General features: G+C 46.9%; 20 protein-coding genes and 1 pseudogene. 10 read left to right on the forward strand and 11 right to left on the reverse strand.

Annotation, left to right across the window (positions count from 1 at the left end):
- Positions 1-45 precede the first annotated feature (45 nt).
- A complete protein-coding gene (gene surE, locus PT300_00665) occupies positions 46-924 on the reverse strand; it encodes a 5'/3'-nucleotidase SurE (protein ID MDF7679208.1) in 879 nt (292 codons plus the stop codon).
- A 481-nt stretch (positions 925-1,405) separates the two neighbouring features.
- Here surE and PT300_00670 point away from each other — a divergent pair, with 481 nt between their 5' ends.
- Both PT300_00670 and PT300_00675 read left to right on the forward strand, forming a co-directional pair.
- Positions 1,406-2,182 (forward strand): phosphoglycerate mutase family protein, encoded by a 777-nt coding sequence (locus PT300_00670; protein ID MDF7679209.1) that lies wholly within the window; start codon positions 1,406-1,408, stop codon positions 2,180-2,182.
- Positions 2,183-2,241: 59 nt separating this feature from the next.
- The gene (locus PT300_00675; GenBank protein ID MDF7679210.1) at positions 2,242-3,570 is read left to right on the forward strand and encodes an OprD family outer membrane porin; all 1,329 of its coding nucleotides are present in this window, start codon (positions 2,242-2,244) and stop codon (positions 3,568-3,570) included.
- Positions 3,571-3,773: 203 nt separating this feature from the next.
- Here PT300_00675 and rlmG read toward each other — a convergent pair whose 3' ends face one another.
- Positions 3,774-4,904, reverse strand: coding sequence for a 23S rRNA (guanine(1835)-N(2))-methyltransferase RlmG (rlmG, locus tag PT300_00680; GenBank protein ID MDF7679211.1), 1,131 nt, complete (start codon positions 4,902-4,904; stop codon positions 3,774-3,776).
- A 594-nt stretch (positions 4,905-5,498) separates the two neighbouring features.
- On the opposite strand from rlmG, the gene yqjA reads away from it, so the two are divergent.
- The 8 genes and pseudogenes from yqjA to PT300_00720 all read left to right on the forward strand — a co-directional run bounded on the left by yqjA (position 5,499) and on the right by PT300_00720 (position 10,353).
- Entirely contained in the window at positions 5,499-6,161 is a 663-nt protein-coding gene (yqjA, locus tag PT300_00685; protein MDF7679212.1) for a DedA family general envelope maintenance protein YqjA, read from the forward strand.
- A gap of 430 nt (positions 6,162-6,591) precedes the next feature.
- Complete coding sequence (locus PT300_00690; protein MDF7679213.1) at positions 6,592-6,903, forward strand: DUF1090 domain-containing protein; 312 nt, start codon at positions 6,592-6,594, stop codon at positions 6,901-6,903.
- A 45-nt stretch (positions 6,904-6,948) separates the two neighbouring features.
- Complete coding sequence (locus PT300_00695; GenBank protein MDF7679214.1) at positions 6,949-7,254, forward strand: YqjD family protein; 306 nt, start codon at positions 6,949-6,951, stop codon at positions 7,252-7,254.
- A gap of 2 nt (positions 7,255-7,256) precedes the next feature.
- Entirely contained in the window at positions 7,257-7,655 is a 399-nt protein-coding gene (locus PT300_00700) for a phage holin family protein (protein ID MDF7679215.1), read from the forward strand.
- The gene (locus tag PT300_00705) at positions 7,652-7,939 is read left to right on the forward strand and encodes a YqjK-like family protein (protein MDF7679216.1); all 288 of its coding nucleotides are present in this window, start codon (positions 7,652-7,654) and stop codon (positions 7,937-7,939) included. Before PT300_00700 ends, PT300_00705 begins: the two co-directional genes overlap by 4 nt.
- 176 nt (positions 7,940-8,115) lie before the next feature.
- Positions 8,116-8,502 carry a DUF805 domain-containing protein gene (locus PT300_00710; protein ID MDF7679217.1) on the forward strand — a complete coding sequence of 129 codons (387 nt, stop codon included), beginning with the start codon at positions 8,116-8,118 and terminating at the stop codon, positions 8,500-8,502.
- A gap of 533 nt (positions 8,503-9,035) precedes the next feature.
- Positions 9,036-9,422, forward strand: a complete 387-nt coding sequence (locus PT300_00715) for a DUF805 domain-containing protein (protein ID MDF7679218.1) — start codon at positions 9,036-9,038, stop codon at positions 9,420-9,422.
- A gap of 547 nt (positions 9,423-9,969) precedes the next feature.
- Positions 9,970-10,353: pseudogene (locus PT300_00720) on the forward strand (DUF805 domain-containing protein).
- 254 nt (positions 10,354-10,607) lie between these two features.
- Here the strand turns inward: PT300_00720 and eutR are convergent.
- From eutR to eutJ, 9 genes are read right to left on the reverse strand one after another with little or no spacing between them, the layout of a single operon-like run.
- Positions 10,608-11,660 carry an HTH-type transcriptional regulator EutR gene (eutR, locus tag PT300_00725; protein ID MDF7679219.1) on the reverse strand — a complete coding sequence of 351 codons (1,053 nt, stop codon included), beginning with the start codon at positions 11,658-11,660 and terminating at the stop codon, positions 10,608-10,610.
- Between the two features lie 47 nt (positions 11,661-11,707).
- Entirely contained in the window at positions 11,708-12,274 is a 567-nt protein-coding gene (locus PT300_00730; GenBank protein ID MDF7679220.1) for an ethanolamine utilization microcompartment protein EutK, read from the reverse strand.
- Positions 12,275-12,285: 11 nt separating this feature from the next.
- Positions 12,286-12,945 carry an ethanolamine utilization microcompartment protein EutL gene (gene eutL / locus PT300_00735; GenBank protein ID MDF7679221.1) on the reverse strand — a complete coding sequence of 220 codons (660 nt, stop codon included), beginning with the start codon at positions 12,943-12,945 and terminating at the stop codon, positions 12,286-12,288.
- A 9-nt stretch (positions 12,946-12,954) separates the two neighbouring features.
- The gene (eutC, locus tag PT300_00740) at positions 12,955-13,878 is read right to left on the reverse strand and encodes an ethanolamine ammonia-lyase subunit EutC (GenBank protein ID MDF7679222.1); all 924 of its coding nucleotides are present in this window, start codon (positions 13,876-13,878) and stop codon (positions 12,955-12,957) included.
- A 20-nt stretch (positions 13,879-13,898) separates the two neighbouring features.
- The gene (locus PT300_00745) at positions 13,899-15,260 is read right to left on the reverse strand and encodes an ethanolamine ammonia-lyase subunit EutB (GenBank protein ID MDF7679223.1); all 1,362 of its coding nucleotides are present in this window, start codon (positions 15,258-15,260) and stop codon (positions 13,899-13,901) included.
- 11 nt (positions 15,261-15,271) lie between these two features.
- Positions 15,272-16,675: an ethanolamine ammonia-lyase reactivating factor EutA gene (eutA, locus tag PT300_00750; protein ID MDF7679224.1), complete on the reverse strand. Its 1,404-nt coding sequence runs from the start codon at positions 16,673-16,675 to the stop codon at positions 15,272-15,274.
- Entirely contained in the window at positions 16,672-17,907 is a 1,236-nt protein-coding gene (eutH, locus tag PT300_00755; protein ID MDF7679225.1) for an ethanolamine utilization protein EutH, read from the reverse strand. Before eutH ends, eutA begins: the two co-directional genes overlap by 4 nt.
- A 32-nt stretch (positions 17,908-17,939) precedes the next feature.
- Entirely contained in the window at positions 17,940-19,127 is a 1,188-nt protein-coding gene (eutG, locus tag PT300_00760; protein MDF7679226.1) for an ethanolamine utilization ethanol dehydrogenase EutG, read from the reverse strand.
- Positions 19,117-19,956: an ethanolamine utilization protein EutJ gene (eutJ, locus tag PT300_00765; protein ID MDF7679227.1), complete on the reverse strand. Its 840-nt coding sequence runs from the start codon at positions 19,954-19,956 to the stop codon at positions 19,117-19,119. Before eutJ ends, eutG begins: the two co-directional genes overlap by 11 nt.
- Positions 19,957-19,962: the final 6 nt, after the last annotated feature.

Below are 19,962 nucleotides of genomic sequence, written 5' to 3' on the forward strand. Positions count from 1 at the left end.
TCTCATTCCTGACCGAGGGTAACCGGAGAAAGGTTCAACTCGCGGTTATTGGTTATGTCCTAGCCGTTTTTCATATTGCGCCTGGTACTGTGGTGCATTCCATGTTCCATCAAACAGTGTATAGGTAATATAGCCTTTATTTAGCCAGCCACTGTCGTTATCACCTGTCGATGGCATCAGCGATGCTGCCGTCATTGATTGCTTTGCTGTACCATCTGGCAATAACTCATAACTAATCTGTGGAACAGGGAACTGTTCATTCTCAATATAATGAATGCCTTTGATTTGGGTCGCGGGTAGTGGTGGATAATTAATACTCAGACCAGAACCTTTCGGCAACAACAATTCACCTGGCTGACGAGTGGCATTTAGCTTATCCACGACCGTTACCACGTAATCCACAGCATTTGGCCAATATTTATGTGTACTTGGCCATTTGTTTTTTATCTCTTCCTCGGTGAAAAGGCAGCCTATACTGGCGGCAATCGCCGGGAAACCATAGCGTAATGCACGAGCGGCGGCACTGACAGTACCAGAATTGACCTGAGCCATGCCCGTATTAGGGCCATCATTGACGCCGGATATGACCAGATCCGGTGGCGCATCTTTCAGGATGCCCTGCAGACCAAAATCTACCGCATCTGCTGGCGTACCAGGGAAACAATAGCGTTTATCGGCGATTTTTTTAACATCAAATGTTTTTCCTGGTTTGAAAGTAATCGCTGAACCCACCCCACTCTGATTGAGCGCTGGCGCGACCATCCATACATCATATCCTTTGGCAGTTAGTTTATCCTGTAACGAAGTAGTACCAACAGACTGGCAACCGTCGTCATTTACCAGCAAAATCTTCAGGGGTTTTTCCGCAGAATATGCAGATGCACTCAGCACAGTCATCATGGCAGCAAGTATTTTGATTTTCATCATGGCTCCTTGAACAACAATCAGAAGTTTTTCTTGGGATACAAAAAAACCCAAAACCCTGTATGCCATTTTACTGAGCAACAGTGTTTTAGGTTTTGCCTGTATTCCAGTAACAATCCTAGAATGTAAATAAACTATCCTCTATAAGACAAATAATCCAGTATCTGTTTGCCTGTTATGTGATTAAAGTCAAAAAAAACATCAATACTATTTCATCATTTTCTTTACTCATCATCGTTATCTGTCACATCTATTATTCCTGTACTTACTGTTATGATATGAGTTCGATCACAAATATTGATCTTAAGATAAATTCCGCTTGTTTTTATTCATCCAACGTGAAAAAGTCGGAGCACATTGGATTGTGACTGTTTCAATACAGGCAAAACCTGCGTTGTATATCTCAGTAGCATGACCTGATTCATGCTTAACTTGGGTGTCTGACGTGGGTTTTTTTTGATCTTAAAAAAGCGAGAAAAAAATGAAAAAATGGCTAGCCGCAATCATACTATTCGCCAGCACCGCGACCTGTTCAGCCGCAGAGCTTCGTGAAAACCAGAGTGTTGATATTTATTTTGCCCGTCATGGTAAAACGTTATTGAATACGTTTGATCGGGTTCAGGGTTGGGTTGATTCTCCGCTTACTGAGGACGGTGTCCATATTGCACGTTGTCTTGGTGAAGGTCTGAAAGGAATTAAGTTTGATAATTTTTATTCCAGTGATGCCGGCCGGCAGCGGGAAACGATGGCTGTCATTCTGAAGCAGGCCGGGATTAATGATTATAAGCTTAATGAGTTAACGGGTCTGCGGGAGGTTTTCTTTGGCGGGTTTGAAGGCGATTTTAATAAAAATATGGTAATAGCAGGTGCTGAAAAGCTGGGGTTAAAAAATGCTGAAGAGATGTACAGCCAGATGAATGCCGGCAACTTATCCATCGTGGATATGACGAACGCACTGGCTGCCGCTGATCCAAAAGGCATAGCCGAAAATTATCAACAGGTCAAAGAACGAACTCAGGCAGCACTAAAAACTATTGTTGACAATGCTAAATTGCGTGGCGATAAAAATGTTCTCGCGATATCTTCTGGCATGGCTATGCAAATCATGATATCTGATTTAACTGATGATGTAGCAAAAAATAAACCATTGCCAAACGCAGCTGTCGTAAAGATCAGCTATAAAAATGGTAAATATACCGTCAGTGAAATCGGCTCAATGAAATATGTTATTGCCGGAAAACAGAAACTCGAAAAATAGCATTATCCATACAGGTATCTCAACCATTGAGTTGGCATCTCATTTACGAGGAAGTAATAATGAAACGCAATATTATTACTATCATGCTTTTAACGCTTCCAGTTAGCGCCTGGTCCGCAGATAGTCTATCATCAACGGATCCTGTTGATACGTTACTTGCTGACCCTTTTTTTAGTCAGTCGCATATGACGCTATCATTAAAGAACTACTGGAAATATCTAAAAGAAGATGAATTAGAACGCAATACAGTTCATAGTGCATGGGGACAGGGTGTTGCTGTAGATTATCAATCTGGTTACTTTTCTGATATTATTGGCATTGATGCTACTTATTATAGCGCAATAAAATTAGGTGCCAGTGATTATTTTAATTCTCGTGGTATACTTTACAATGACGGCACCGGTAATAAAAAAAGCAACGCCTCTGGCTATTCTAAACTTGGTCAGCGGAACATTAAAGTAAAATATAAGCTCGGCGATGCTGATCTTAATGCTCGCTGGGGCTGGCATACAATAAAAAGCCTGGGGCCGCTTTCTAATTCTACTCGCTTGTCGCCAACAACTTATCTCGGCTGGAGTGGTGGTATCAATTATAATGAGTTCACCCTACGTGGTGCTTATGTTGAAAGCTCTATGGGACGTAACTCACCTGATAAACAACGTTTTCAGACTAATGATGGCCACTATATTAATCATATCACCAGTAGCGAAGCTCAATGGAAAAACGATATATTAAATCTTCAATATGGCTATGGTGAAAGTGATAATTATCTTCGTCGCCATTTATTATTCACTCATATAAAACCATTACAGCAATTAACTATTGGCACACAAATTTATGCAACTCATGCTCTGAGTGAATATAAAGCAATGACGGCCAGTAAACGCGATTTTGATAACAATGCCTGGCATTATACGATAGATGCAAAATGGCAGGATGAGAACTGGAGTACCAAGTTTGGCATCGGGTATACCGATGCAGAAAAAGCGAATGAAGTCGGTTTCTTCCCCCGTCATCTGAGTAAAAATTCGCGAGGTACTTTCAATTCAATGGCCTACGCTGGTAGCGACTATATGCGCGATGGTGAGCTATTTCTTGCGAATATATCCGATTATAAGTTGACGCCAGACCTGACTGTCGGTCTGATCGGTAACATCGCACAATTTAACTATCGTGGTAATCATGTACGCACGGGTGAAATCAACGTCTTCAGTCGCTGGACACCAACACATCCTTCACTGAAAAATCTGAATGTCTGGGCAATGTTCGGGCCAGGCTGGTCTTATCGTATGCAAGGAAAAACACCGATATTAAACGATGGCGATTATATTCGTGCCCACTTTATGGGTGCTGAAGTCATCATTGAATATAAATTCAAATTATTCTAAGCAATCATCATGCTGCCAACAAAATAAGCGCCTGGCCCACCAGGCGTTATTGACGCAGCCAGTCTGGACTCGGACAGCGCAGAGAAACCGCCACGTACAGGTAGCACGTGAGGATTCAAAGCACTGTCCAGAGCCAGAAATAGCCTGATGGAATAGGATCTAACATATCGCGCTGGCGGCATGGATATGATATATCCTGTTGGTTAATGTTGTTTACGCACTTTTACTGCTTTCAATATGACGAATTTATTATTAACCGCTACGGTTGTACAGTTACGAAATATACGTTTCAGTTTACGAAAATAATCAAGATGGCGATTGCCAACAACATACAATGAACCACCATATTGCAGGCTACGATGCGCATCATTAAACATCTGTATCGCGATATGATCAGTAATCGCATGTTGCTGATGAAACGGTGGATTGCAGAGAACAGCGGTAAATCTATCGGCTTCTATTCCTGATAGCGCATGATTAACCATAAATTCACAGCGTTCAATCGCATTCGGTAAGTTAACCTCAACATTTCGTCGACTGGATGCCATCGCCATATACGATTCATCAGTAAACATCACCCTGGCATCAGGATTCAGAGCCAGTGCCTTCAGCCCTATCACACCATTGCCACAACCAAGATCCACTATTTCACCCTTAATACCCTGAGGTATATGCGCAAGAAAGAAACGCGCGCCAATATCCAGACGACTTCGCGAGAAAACATTAGCATGATTGTGAATTATCCACGGCGTGCCATCCAGTTGCCATTGTTCCATCAAGGGAGCATCAGCAAGTACAGGCGCAGTATATGTACAATAAATGAGTCGTGCTTTTTTCCATGCCAGAGAAGTTGTCGTTGTACCCAGGATCCGCTCAAATAATGCCAGCGTAGAGTGGTGCACATCGCGCGCTTTCGCTGCAGCAATAATGCGGGTTTTTGCCGTGACTACGCTACGCAGGGCACGTAATTGCTGCTCCAGCAGGGCCAACTGTTTCGGTACTTTAATCAGTACCAGCGCTGGTGCAGACGGTAATGTTTCCAGGCTGTCCAGCAAATGCACATCTTGTTCAGCAATCCCATTCATTCGTAAATTATGGCCGGTTGCCAGTTGGGAGATATAGGAATCGCTGATGCTGATCGGGTTCTTTTTCGCTAACGCACAGGCCAGCGCACCGAAATTATCATTAAAGATCAATGTCAGGCCATCAATATTATCTGCCTGACTAAGCAGGTATTGATCCGCCGCATCCCATGCCTGAAGACTCTCCTCGTGTACACCAGGCGGAAACCGCTCTAAAGTGAATTGTTCGCCATTTAACTCTGTCTGCCCCATGCCCCCTCCGCAATATCAGGATTCGCGCGTGTTATCGCTCAATTATCCGGATAAGTAAACTTTTTTCACTTATCAGTAATAATGCCTCTCATTGAGTGCATCAGAAAATCAGCGGTTATCAGCAAGATAAATGCGATCATATTTCAGTCAGGAGCCATACGTATCAGGATCAAAATGGCAAGAAAAATAGGCCGATGGGCCAGGCGCTAAGTAAGCCAGTATCTATAGTGTCAGCCAGTGTAAAAAGGCTCGCTACTGCTCTGTATAAACAGCAAAATCATTGATTAACAAGCTATAATTCTTTTACCGAAAATTGATTTTTTTTGTTACAATTAACAGCATTTTTTATTCTGAAAGTGAGAATTTTTTTATTCATACACTCTCTAAGAGCCGCCTGGCTCGCCAGGCGTTATTGACGCAGCCAGTCTGGACATGGGCAGCGCGGAGAAACCGCAGCGTACACCTGGTACGTAAGGATTTCGGGCACTGCCCAAGGCTAGAATAGCCTAATGGGCCAGACTCTAAGCAGGGATTGGTCAATACTTATTGATAGAGACCATAATCTAATAAAAATTGATGTACCAGGAACCGTAAATGGAACTATTAACCCAATTATTGAATGCCATGTGGAGCCAGGATTATGAAACCCTCGCCAATCCGGCCGTACTAGGCACATTATATTTCATATTATTTAGTATTTTATTCCTTGAAAACGGCCTGCTTCCTGCTGCTTTTTTACCAGGGGATAGTTTGTTAGTCCTCACAGGTGTCCTGATTGCCAAAGGTGCGATGGGTTTTCCACAAACTGTGCTATTACTGGCGGTATCAGCCAGCCTGGGATGCTGGCTCAGTTACATCCAGGGGCGCTGGTTAGGAAACACGCGCATTGTACAAAAATGGCTCTCACATCTGCCATCGCAATATCACCAGCGAGCGCATAATTTATTCCATAAGCATGGTCTCTCCGCCTTACTGATAGGCCGTTTTATTGCCTTTGTTAGGACACTGTTACCAACCATTGCCGGGCTTTCCGGGCTGAATAACGCTCGCTTTCAGTTTTTTAACTGGATAAGCGGCTTGCTATGGGTTCTGATTTTAACTTCGCTGGGTTACCTGCTGGGAATATCCCCGATATTCCAGAAATATGAAGAGCAACTGATGTCTGGCCTGATGTTACTGCCAGTTATATTGCTGGTTTTTGGTTTTCTTGGATCATTAGTCGTTTTATGGAAGAAAAAATACCGGGATCGCCATTGAGGATGACGGCTCAGCGGCTTTCTGTGCACTATGACGGGCTGGTTACTGATAAGGCTTATGCCGCAACAGCATGAACCCGCATGGCTTATTCATAGTGCCAGCATACCCGATGATTTTCCGTCTGATATCAGACTGAGGTTAATCATATTTACTTTACAAGCATCATCGCCAAAGAAGTCCTGTATCACGCCTTGCAATGGGGCGCTATCCTTGCTTTACTGAAGGATGAAAAACATACTGGCAGCATGGGGTGAGTCTCGGCGGGAAAAGTCACTCAGGCTGGATAATTACCTTCTATCCTGAGTAGTACCACGCAATCTGGTGGTTTCTCATTTTCATGGCTATGATTAAGAGCACAAAAGCTATCGGGATGTCATTGCTCAGCCAGATTTTTCCTGCCATTGCTTTCACCTGATGAAAGGTTGTATCCATGAAATATCATATTGCTTTAATTCTGATTTTAACTTCACTGAGTTCCTCTGTTTTTGCTACTTCGTCTTGTCAGGAAAAAGAGCAGAATATCCAGCGAGAAATCAGGTATGCAAAAGAACATGATAACCAGAAACGTATTGATGGGCTGAATATTGCCTTACGCGAAATGAAAGCTCATTGTCATCACGGGGCGCTTAAAGCCGAACATCAGCAAAAAATGACTAAACATCAACAGGAAATAACTAAACATCAGCGTAAACTCAATGAAGCACAGCAGGAACTGAAAAAATCTGAGTCATATGATGACTAACAACATACTGATTACATTAATGTAACTACATTAGCGGAGAGAAAAATGCCTAAAGATAACGTCACTGACAGTTTACGTGCAGAGCTGAAAAATCTGGCGGATACCCTGGAAGAGGTGCTGAATACTTCCACAGATAAATCGAAAGAAGAAATGGATAAGCTGCGTAGCAAAGCGGAAAACACACTGAAAGAGACGCGTCTCCGTCTGGGTGAAACGGGTGATGCACTGCTCAAAAAAACCCGTGAACAGGCAGCTCGCGCCGACGAATATGTCCATGAAAATCCGTGGACAGGCATCGGTATTGGCGCAACCGCCGGGCTGCTATTGGGTATTCTGTTGACACGCCGTTAATTATGAGAAATTGTCAACAGACACCAGGTTCAGACAAAAGCATTTTCGCTATTGGCCAGCGGATACTGACATTACTGGTTGAAATGGTGGAAACACGTTTGCGTCTGGCCGTCGTGGAACTGGAGGATGAGAAAGTCCATGTCCTCCAGTTGTTGCTGATGCTGGGATTGACACTGCTATTTACTATGTTCGGTCTGATGAGCTTATTAGTGTTAATTATCTGGGTTATCGATCCGTCATATCGGTTATATGCAGCCATAGCGGCCACCGCTGTGTTATTACTTGCTGCTTTAATATGTGCGATATGGACGCTACGCAAAGCGCGTCGTTCGACGTTTTTACGCCTGACACGCACTGAGCTGGCTAAAGATCGCGCTTTACTGAAGAGTGAACAGCAATGAGTCATCCGCAGACTCGTGAGCAACGCAAGGCGTATCTTTTATACCAAATCCAGCAACAACGGCTGGATTTAACGGCCTGTCATCGTGACTGGCTGGCCGCGACAGCAAGATTAAATCATCGCTGGCAGATGCTTCAGCGTTTTCGCTTATGGGTGATAGCGGGGAGTAGTGTCATGGCCATATGGTCAATCCGTCATCCCCGCTTTTTACTTCGCTGGACAAAACGGGGGGTAGCTGTCTGGAGTAGCTGGCGAATAGTGAAAAAGCTGATACGTCAGGGATAGCCTGCTACTTATCCCATCAGCTTTTATGGTTGTGTTTCATCACAGATGATATGGAGAAAGCGCAACGTACCCGGACAGGTAACCATTTCACGCACTGTCCGGACAAAAATGGCAAATAAAATCACCCTGACAGGAAAATTCCTGATAACGGGTCATCAAAAATAAGGATAAAACAAATGAATTGGTATTTGAAGGTACTTAGGAATTATATTGGATTCAGTGGTCGCGCAAGTCGTATGGAATTCTGGATGTATACACTGATAACAACGATTATCTCTATTATTATCATGATCCTTGATACTACATTGTTCGACTGGCAGCCGCTCACTGATACGCTTTATGGTACGATGTTTTCGTGGGGTCCACTACTTTCAATTTACATCTTGTTAACCTTCTTACCTAATCTGGCGCTATCATTTCGCCGTTTACATGATACTGATCATTCAGCGTGGTGGCTACTGATATCCCTCGTACCACTCGTTGGCGGTATTGTCCTGCTTGTATTCTATTGCCTGCCTGGTACACAAGGCGACAATCGTTTTGGCCCTGATCCCAAGGTCTGAGTCATGAATGTTAATGACAGTGACTGATACCTTTTTACCATAAAAGGAATCAATCACTGTCAGATATTCTGTTAACTGAATCAGTATACATAAACGAATATCTCAGAAATTTATTGTTAATTAATTTTGTATTTACTGTTTCAAATTTATTCAAAAATAACTTATCAGAAACATCACATTCATTAATGACCCTATTTTTCTTCTAAAAAATAGGGTCATTATTATTTTTAACTTATATCTGACAAAATCATATTCAGTAATCTAATATGACGATAGTATTGCTCTCGCTTTTTACTGCGCTGGACAAAACGGTGCCATAGCTGGCAATGAATGAAAAAAATGATACCTCAGGGATAGCCTGATGCCTGTTTCATCAGGTATTATAATATTGCACCACAGGCTATGTGGGTAAACCGCAACGAATCTGGGCAGCCGAGAATTTCACTCCTCGCCTTGGGGAAAAATGGCAAGTAAAGTAACTCTGACGGGAGACATTCCCGATAACGGGTTATTAATAATAAGGATAAAGAAAAATGCATTGGTATTTTAAAGCACTCAGGAATTATGCCGTATTCAGTGGTCGCGCAAGCCGCATGGAATACTGGATGTATACACTGATAACAACGATTATCTCTATCATTATCATGATCCTTGATATTACATTGTTCGACTGGCAGCCGCTCACTGATACGCTTTATGGTACGAGGTTTTCGTGGGGTCCACTACTTTCAATTTACATCTTGTTAACCTTCTTACCTAATCTGGCGCTATCATTTCGCCGTTTACATGATACTGATCATTCAGCGTGGTGGCTACTGATATCCCTCGTACCACTCGTTGGCGGTATTGTCCTGCTTGTATTCTATTGCCTGCCTGGTACACAAGGCGACAATCGTTTTGGCCCTGATCCCAAGGTCTGAGTCATGAATGTTAATGACAGTGACTGATACCTTTTTACCATAAAAGGAATCAATCACTGTCAGATATTCTGTTAACTAAATCAGTATACATAAACGAATATCTCAGAAATTTATTGTTAATTAATTTTGTATTTACTGTTTCAAATTTATTCAAAAATAACTTATCAGAAACATCACATTCATTAATGACCCTATTTTTCTTCTAAAAAATAGGGTCATTATTATTTTTAACTTATATCTGACAAAATCATATTCAGTAATCTAATATGACGATAGTATTGCTCTCGCTTTTTACTGCGCTGGACAAAATGGTGCCATAGCTGTCTGGAATAGCTGGCAATGAATGAAAAAAATGATACCTCAGGAATAGCCTGATGCCTGTTTCATCAGGTATTATAATATTGCACCACAGACTATGTGGGTAAACCGCAACGAATCTGGGCAGCCGATAATTTCACTCCTCACCTTGGGGAAAAATGGCAAGTAAAGTAACTCTGACGGGAGACATTCCCGATAACGGGTTATCAACAATAAGGATAAAGAAAAAATGCATTGGTATTTAAAGGTGCTCTTGAATTATTTTGGTTTTAGTGGTCGCGCAAGCCGCATGGAATACTGGATGTATGTACTAATAGCGTCGATTATCGGTATCATTATTGGAATCATTGATGTAAAAGCTGGCAGGGTACCAATCATGAATACGCCCTATGGCGCGGTTTTTACCGGTAAAGGATTACTTTCCATTTATATGCTGATCAACTTTTTTCCTAATCTGGCGGTCTCATTTCGTCGTTTACATAATATTGATCGTTCGGCGTGGTAGCTACTTTTAAACCTTATACCATTTGGTGGCCTCGTGCTGTTTATATTCTATTGTCTGCCGGGTACACGAGGCGGTAATGATTTCGGCTCTGATCCTCGTCAATATTAATGATAGTAGACGGTAACTGATACCGTTCACTATAAAGGAAATGCATCATACCGCAATCACTGGCAGATGTTTCATTGACTGAATCAGTGCGTACATAGCAGAGTATCTCAGGGAGATTATTGTTAACCAATTTCGTGATTATTATTTCTGTCTCATTTTCAGCATGGCTTATCCGCGTTAGCCGTTTCATCAATGATCTTATTTTACTTCTGAAAAATAAGGTCATAGTAGCGGCTGAATATTGAGACTGTATTTTACAGCAACTGCAAGCGGCGTTGTTGCAGTGTTAGTGAAGGCTTTTCAGCAAACAACTTCTGGTAATCAGAAGCAAACTGACCAAGATGCCAGAATCCCCATTGCATTGCTGCATCCCTGACCGTAGTACGTTGTGACCACGGGCTAATCAACTCCCGGCGTACTGCATTTAGCCGAATCCTCTTCAGCCATAAATTGGGGCTTATGCCAAGAATCGTATGAAAAGCATTTTGCAAAGTCCGACGACTGACATAAAGATAATTGCATAAATCGAGCACGGTTATCGGTTCAGCCATATTTTCCAGCACATACTCTCTGGCTCGTAATAACAATCGTCTGTAACTTTGATAGCTGACACTTTCTGAAACGGTATTTGGCTGCGCGTTTTTCAGCATTTCACCCATCGCCATAAGCAGATTATCACTCAGCTCTTTACGTACTGCGGGTTGCTGAAGCGTGGCGGGATATTTACTGAATGAAGTTAACACCTGCTGAATAAAGCCCCACAGTTCTGCTTTATGCTGCTCTTGCACCGCCAGTACTGACTGGTTGTGTAACATACGCTGCACATTTTCCGGATGGTGCAAAAAGGTCGTGTCACCGAAAAACACATCCTTTGAGATCACGACCCCCAGGATAGTGTAATCATCCGGTGTATTCAGTTCGAATTCCGTTCCGCCCGGCCGGACTGCGATTTCAGTACGACCAAGACACTGAGAGTTAATAACACCTGACTGGCTGCAGGTTGCCGGAATACCAAACCAGAAGGAATTCGGCCATACCAGACAGGACTGGCGTAGAGCCAGACTGGTAAACTCACGGAAAATCTGAATACCATCAAGCAGAATTTCCGTGAATTCACCATTAAAATTGCCAGGATGTAGCTGATCATACAGCTGCTGCCAGGCGGTAATTGTCAGCGCATGTTCATAGACATCCGTCGTTTTTCGCTGATGAACATTATCTCCTTCTATCTTAGGTGTCAGTTTTACATTTTCAGGTAATGTCTGATGATAAAGATGGTGCAAATTTACTGTGCATGTCTTGTTCACAATCTATTACGCCGGATGCCTGGCCAGACATCCGGCTCTCCGGTTCATTAATTTCTTAAACGATAACGACTACTGCGTTTGCGCAATACTCCATCTGTGAAAAGCTGTTTCAGGATATTTTTAGCGTGCTCCAGTGACCAGCCAAAGTGGGCTGATACCTCGCCTGCCGTCATACCCTGTCGTACTGATGCCAGCAATGCCAGTAACGCTTCATGTGATTCAGGCATGCCACTTTCCTCGGTTATCGTGCTGGGCTCCGGTGTCGCACTACTGGAGCCCAGCATCGGACTAACGAGGGCAGTATCCGGTTGTTTCTCCGGCTCTGGCTGCTTTGACTCACGCTGAAAACCGCCGATCAGCCACTGGGTGTCATCTTCCGGGCGACCAATCTCTACGCGACTAATAACCCGGCCGGTACGTTGTGCTGCGGCCGATCCCGCATCCAGTGCCGCGCGACATGCCGCCAGGTCACCTTCTACTATTAGCGTCAACCGTCCCGGATCGAGCACTTCATAGCTGAGCAGGCGCACACTGGCTGCTTTCAGCATCGCATCGGAGGCATCCACAGCCGCGACCATTCCATCTACTTCCAGTAATCCCAGTGCATTGATCATTGCGACCTCCGTTACGCACGCTGTACAGGATTACGTGCGATGTCCAGAACAGCATCAGTAAAGGCATTGCAGGCTGCTTTACAGGCGGCCTGACTACCGGTTAAAAAGGCTGCCGAGTAGTTCGTTTCTGACGGTGGTGGCACATAGCTTACCAGCTGCACATCCGCTGCTTTCATTGCGGCATCAATGCCATAGGTTGCTTCCAGTGGCGGCGCAACCAGATAAGCGATCGGATCGCCCAGCGCAATACCGGAAGCGGAAGAGAGATAAGATCCGGTACGTGAAACCACATGCGCCAGAAATGCGGTATCTTCCGCATCGTTCGCCCACTGAAATGCGGCACCCGCTTCAATATGAGCCACCATCGCATCCAGACCAGCACGCACTTCTGCCGGATTAGGACCACCTAACATAATCAACACTTCACCTGATGTTGGTGACGGCGAGTGCGATGCTCCCGCATACAGAGAACGACCATACACCACTTCAACCATCGCCTGTTTTGTCGCTTCATCGGCGGCAATATAGGTGACATCATCAGAATCTGCAGTAATCAGGCCGAGGCTGCGAATATGCGACGGCAATTTAAGTTCACGAGCAAATCCGTCATTTACAGAGGCAATCACACGCATTGCGCTCACTGAAGGACGAATTAAATCTAAAGCTGGCATGATGTCTCCTTAACGGGTCATATTAATGCCGGACGCTTTCTGTTCCAGCATCCGTTTGGCCAAATCCACAATAACGCCTGCCGCTTCTACCGGTGGCGTACCGCCACGGTGGATGTTGGAAATGCAGGTACGATCTGCTTCCACTGTCGTCGCGACTTGAGGTGAGTACACGGCATAGCAGGACAAGCTTTCCGATTGTCCCAGCCCTGGACGTTCACCGACCAACAGGATCACCACTTTCGCACCGAGGATCTCACCGATCTGGTCCTCAATTTTCACCCGGCCATAGCGAACGAAAAACGGCTTACCCACTTTCAGTCCGGTTTGTTTCAGACCCGCCAGCAGAGGAGGCAGAATTTCTTCATAATTCGCTGTAATCGCATCGGTAGACAGACCATCAGATATCACGACCTGGACATCCGGATTCATGGTGCATTGCGATTTTAATGTTTCGATCGCTTCCTTACTCAGGCTGCGCCCCATGTCAGGACGGGTCAGGTAGAGATTTTTGCTATTAATTTCTGACTGTACTTCCAGCAATCCCTGGGCTTTGATCCACTCTGCCGGCACTTCTTTTAGCACGGTATCTTTCGAACGCGAGTGATCGGCGAGAAAACGTAACAATGCCTGAGTACGTGGACGCGGCCCGGCACGACCGGTACAAACACGCGCTGCCGTAGAACGGCGCAACTCGGTTAATACTTCGGCACGATGTGGATTTTCGACACCAATCCAGGCTTTTGCCTCTGCGGAGCCTAAATCTAAAGAACAACTTTCAACCGCAGAACTACCCGCAGCCGAAGCGGAAGCAGCAGGGGCGGCACACTGTTTTTTCTCACAGGATGTTGTCGGCTCTGCGGAACTCTGCGCTGGTGATTGTCCCATCGACGCCATCACATTGCGTACAATATCTTCAATCTGTTTTTGATCCATTATTTATCATCCCCGCGTCATCAAAAGAACAGTGACGGATCACCCGCCTGTTTGGTCAGACGACCATTTGACATAATGCCCATCTTCTCCAGCCAGCGTTCAAACTCAGGCGATGGACGCAAATTCAATAACTGGCGTACAGTAGCCGTATCGTGGAAAGCGGTAGTCTGATAGTTGAGCATAATATCGTCGCCAAGTGGCATGCCCATAATGTAGTTGCAACCGGCCGTTGCCAGCAGAATCATCAGGTTTTCGTTCAGATTCTGGTCAGCATCCGCGTGGTTGGTATAGCAGCAGTCACAGCCCATAGAGATGCCGCTCAGCTTGCCCATGAAGTGATCTTCCAGACCGGCACGGATAATCTGGCGGTCGTTATAGAGATATTCCGGTCCAATAAAACCTACGACGGTATTGACCAGGAACGGATCATAATGGCGCGCCAGACCGTAGTTACGCGCTTCCATTGTTACCTGATCCGCGCCGAAGTTCGCCCCGGCGGAAAGCGCAGAACCCTGCCCGGTTTCAAAATAAAGGCAGTTTTCTCCGGCGATACGGTTATATTCCGCACCAACAGCTCTGGCATCATCCAGCATCGCCAATTCCACACCGAACTCTCTGAGCCCTTTTTCACTACCACAAATACTCTGGAAAATCAGGCCACCATGCGCACCACGGCGGATAGCTTCCATCTGCGTGGTCACGTGGGCCAGCACACATCCCTGAGTCGGGATTTTAAATTTATCGATAATGCCATAAACGGTATCGAGGACGCGGGTTAAGTTCTCCACATCATCGGTGACCGGGTTGACACCAATCACCGCATCACCGACACCGTAAGAGAGCCCTTCATAAATTTGCGCGGCGATGCTTTGTACATCATCACGGGTATCATTCGGCTGTAAACGGCAGCTAAAGGTTCCGGGAATACCGATCGTGGTATTGGCTCTTTTCACGATCGGCATTTTTTTAGCCCCATAGATAAGATCCGCATTAGAGCAAATCTTAGCCACCGCAGCCACCACTTCAGAGGTTAACCCCTTACGCAGGAAAGAGATATCTTCATTGGTGGTCTCATCACTCAGGATATATTCTCGCAGTTCGCTGATAGTCCAGTTCTTGACACCATTATAAGATGTTTCGTTAATGTCATCCTGAATCAGGCGAGTGATGCAGTCATCTTCATAAGCAATAACCGGATTGTTGCGAATATCCGCTATCGTCATTTCTGACAACACTTGTTTCGCCGCAACACGCTCCTGTGAGCTTTGTGCCGCAACGCCTGCCAGTACATCTCCCGAACGATGCTCGTTGGCTTTTGCCAGCACCTCTTTAACATCCTTAAATTGATAAACATTGCCAAACAATGTGGTCTTTAATTTCATAAGTCGTTCCCTCAGGAAGGAAATGCAAGTGATTTCACCGTCACCGGCACCACTGTTCCACTGAAAAGAGGTGCACCAATGTCGATATAGTCTCCCGCATGGACGACAACCTCATCGATCACCGCCAGCGAGAGTTGTTGTAATTGCGGGCGTAACAACATGCCCAGTGTTTTACCAAAGTCCTGTTCCGCCACCACCAGTAAAGGATGTGGGTTTGGAAACCGTGCCACGAAAGCAAGTAGCGCATCAATAACAGTGAGCACAGTGGCATAACGTACCGGTAACGCCGCCGGTAGCGCGAGGACATAGGCGTCAGTACGTGGATCTAAATCAAGCTGCATCAGTGCCTGATACCAGCCTTCGACCAGATCGCTGTCATCCTGCGCTATCGCGACCGGGAGATTGCGTAACGGCAACGTCACACTGTCCAGCCAGATGGTGCTTCCTGATAACGATAAGGTATGCGCCCCGGCACCAATGACGGTGGCACGCACGGTCTGTGCCGGAAATTGCACGTTCATGGCACGCAGACGTGGATGCTCATGCAGCGTCGTGGCTAATAGCGGCCCGAGATCAGAAAAGCAAAAAGGATCAGCGGGTTGATTGCGATAACACTCCCCCACCCCCCCAGACAGGGTGATCACATCCGGTTTTACGCCGGCTGGCAGTAAGCCGGTTTGCATTAGTTTCTGCGCCAGGGGGGAAAGTGTGCCTTCGATAACTTCGACGATAAGATCGGCCATCCGCCGCGCCACCTGCAGTAACTGTGCTGGCGTCAGCTGACGGGCATCGGTTCCGACGCTGAAAACCTCATCAACAATCATCTGTCCAGGCGCGTGGGCATAAACCACATGCCCCTGACTGTCGGTTTCCAGTAAGCGCCCCCCCACATTGAGGCAAGCCGTACCACTGACCTTACCCGCATCAAACAGCGCATAGTTAGAGGTGCCGCCACCAATATCGATATTCAGTACCTTCGACATGTTTTGTGCTGACAACGTCTGCGCTCCGGCACCATAACCCGCGATCACCGATTCCAGGTTTGGCCCGGCGCTGGCGACAACAAAATCACCCAGTGACTGGGAAAGTGTCATCACGGCCGGGCGGGCATTACGGGTTTTAGCGCTTTCACCGGTAATGATGATCGCCCCCGAGTCCACCGATTCCGGTGCGATACCCGCGGCCTGATACTGCGCCAGGATCAGCGCTTTGAGTTCAGCCTCTTTTAACCCACCCTGTATATCGACAGGCGTAAAGAACACCGGGCTTTGCCAGCTAATTTCACGTTTCACGAATTCATAACGTGGCACCTGCGATACTGCCGCACGGTTCACCAGTTCGAGGCGCGAGAAGATCACCTGTGTGGTGGTGGTGCCAATATCAATACCAACGCTGAGTAGCTGGCGAGTATTCACGGGCGAGCCTCCGCTTCTTTTTCAAGCGCGACGTTCGTCGTCACTTCTTCTTTTGGCACCATCATGATGGCTACGCCAATCGCTGTCACACCACCGATCAACTTGCCGACAATCATCGGGAAGATCATGGCATTCATGTTAGCGGCGGCAAAACCTAAATGGTCACCGAAGGCAAAAGCGGCTGATACGGCGAAGGCACAGTTAATCACTTTGCCACGGGTATCCATCTGCTTCATCATGCCAAACATCGGAATGTTATTGGCCAGAGTCGCAACGATACCACCAGCGGCAATGTTGTTGATTTTCAGTAATCCACCGACGTGCATCAGCGGTTTTTCAAACCAGCGGGTTAACAGCAATACCATCGGATAGGCACCGAGAAGCACACAGGAGATAGAGCCGATAACCTCGATAGCACGCATGGTTTCACCGGGCTTATCGCCTTCCGACATGAAGATCGGGTCAAGACCAGGGATAAGATCCCAGCCTAACAGGTACTTGATCACTGCTGCTGCCAGACCCAGTGTGATCAATGCAACCAGGAATTTGGCGAAAATCTGGAAGCCATTGATCATTTTCTCAGGCATAAACTTCAGCCCCAGCGCCACCAGTACCGCCACAATAATCACCGGGATCATGTTCACCAGGATCATCGACAGCGTGAAATCGACGGGCTGTCCGTTAACCTCGACGCCAGTATACATAGCGATTAATCCGCCAGCGATACAGCCGATCGGGATGGTAACAATTCCGGCGAGGACGCCAATCGCAAGATAGCGGCGATCAGAAGGCTCGATAATACCCAGCGCGACAGGGATAGAGAACACGATCGTTGGCCCCATCATCGCCCCCAGAATAAGACCGGAATAGAGCCATGCGGCGATATCGCCACCCGCCAGCTCTTTGGCGAGGAAGAAGCCGCCCATATCACATGCCAGCAGAGTCCCGGCAAACATGGATGGGTTAGCCCCCAGCATCTCATACAGCGGAATAATGACAGGGCCAAGAAGATGTGCCAGCACGGGGGCCAGCGCGGTCATACCCACCATCGCCAGACCCAGCGCTCCCATCGCCATAAAGCCCTCTTCGAACTGGCCACCGGAGCCTTCAATACTCTTACCGATCTTACCAAGGAAACGTGCTGAACCACCGAATTGCGACAGGATCCTGTCTACGGCGGCAATTAACATAAAGAACATCATGATATACATGATGATTTGATTAATGCCCATACTTTCTCTCCCTGTCACCGGAATGACATAATTTATTGTGCCGCGGTATACAACTCGATAATCTGTTCCTGGCGGGCGGTTCGTGGATTGCTGCGCAGACAAATATCTTCCAGCGCGGCCTGTGCCCATGTGCCGTAATATTCAGGCTTTGCTCCCGCATCTGCTGGGCGTTTAGTCAAGTCCACCTCGGCGATCAAATCGCTCACCACCGTGATAGTGTCAGCATCGTCAATATGTCTGCCAGCCAGTGCCAGCCCTATATCCCGGAAACGCTCATGCCGAACCATACGATTAAAGCCCATGACGGTTGGCAACAACATGGCATTCGCCTGACCATGAGGAACATGTAATCCTGCCCCCAGCTGATGAGCCATTGCATGACACAAACCCAGCCCGGCGTTAGAAAATGCCATCCCGGCCATACAGGAAGCCAGTAACATATTTTCCCGTGCGGCGAGATCATGACCATAACCCACCGCCTTCGGTAACCATTTGCCGATCAAGGTTATTGCCCCTATCGCCAGGCTATCAGTAAAAGGGGTGGCATTGAGTGCGCTATAGGCTTCGATGGAGTGCGTCAGTGCATCAATACCGGTCATCGCCGTCACATGCGGAGGAACTCCGACCGTCAATTCGGCGTCAAGGATCGCTACATCGGGCATTAATGAGGCATGAGCCAGAACATGTTTACGTCCATTGGCGGTATCGATAATCACGGCCACGTTCGTCGTTTCCGATCCCGTTCCAGCCGTTGTCGGTACGGCAATCAATGGCAGCCGTGGACGCAACACACTCTGCTCGGTGACGTTACCCAGCACTTCATCCGGGTTAGCCACCAGCAAAGCAACCGCTTTTGCCACATCCAGGACTGAACCCCCACCCAATGCCAGCACACCGTCAGATTGTGATTCCCGCGCCTGAGCCACCGCCGCACATACGTCGGTAATACAGGGTTCTCCCACCGGGCAAGGCCAGATGGTTACCGCGACACCACTGGCTGCCAGGCTACGCTCCAGCGGCGCAGTCATGCCAGCCTGATGCAGAAAACTGTCAACCATGACAAATAAATGCTTAACACCACGTGCCTGAGCTTCTCGCCCGCAAGTGCTTATCGCGCCTAAACCAGACAGCGTTACCGGTGGTACACTGAATGTTTTCACCCGCTGTAAATTCAGGGTATCAAACGCCTGAAAGAGCGCTGTCTGCAGATCAACTTGCATGGATTCCCTCCGCCTTTTCTTTCCCGCTATTGGCTATCGCCAACGGCGTCATAAACAAACTGTGCTGTGGCAGATATACCTGCAATTGCGGGAAGCGCTGACGAAATAATTCGCCCACTCCCGGCTGCATACAGGAGCCGCCCGCCAGCCATAAACTGGTGATCGCGTGATCAGCAATATGACAGGCAACAATATCTGCCATCTTTTCATAAACCGGCTTCACTACCGGCCAGATCTCTTGCGCATGACTGCGTTTATACAGTTCTGCTTCTTCTAACTGAACACCACGGCTCCCGGCCAGGGTCAAAGAAATATGGTGGCCACCGGTGGCTTCGTCCGCCGAATAGGTCACCTTGCCCTGCTTAACAATGGCAATGCCCGTGGTTCCGCCACCAATATCCACGACTCCCGCATTATCCAGTTCCAGTAAATCGGCGACCGCTGTCGGTTCATCAAGGACATGACTGACCGTCAGCCCAGCAGACTCAAGGACATTGATCGAAATACGGGGATCCGTTCCCGGTGGAAACGAGGTCGCGGCATGAGTAAAGCGGTGGCCAAGCTGCTGTTCGAGAGTATCGAGATGATGACGCACAAGGGTGACCGCACCGAAAAAATCCCAGACAATACCATCACGCACAACATCTGCCCTGTCCAGACAGACCGCGACGGGCTGGCTCTCCTGGTCGATAACCATCGACACGACATTGCAGGTACCTAAGTCAATTCCCAGCCACAGCGGTGATTCACTGCTAACTGGCGATTGATTACACAGATCAGCTGATTTTTGCAGTCTCGGCGTGAGCCACTGTTGTGCATCATGCATCATCGTTTT

The sequence above is a fragment of the Enterobacteriaceae bacterium ESL0689 genome, assembly GCA_029433525.1.
In the GTDB taxonomy this organism is placed as follows: Bacteria; Pseudomonadota; Gammaproteobacteria; order Enterobacterales; family Enterobacteriaceae; genus JAQTIF01.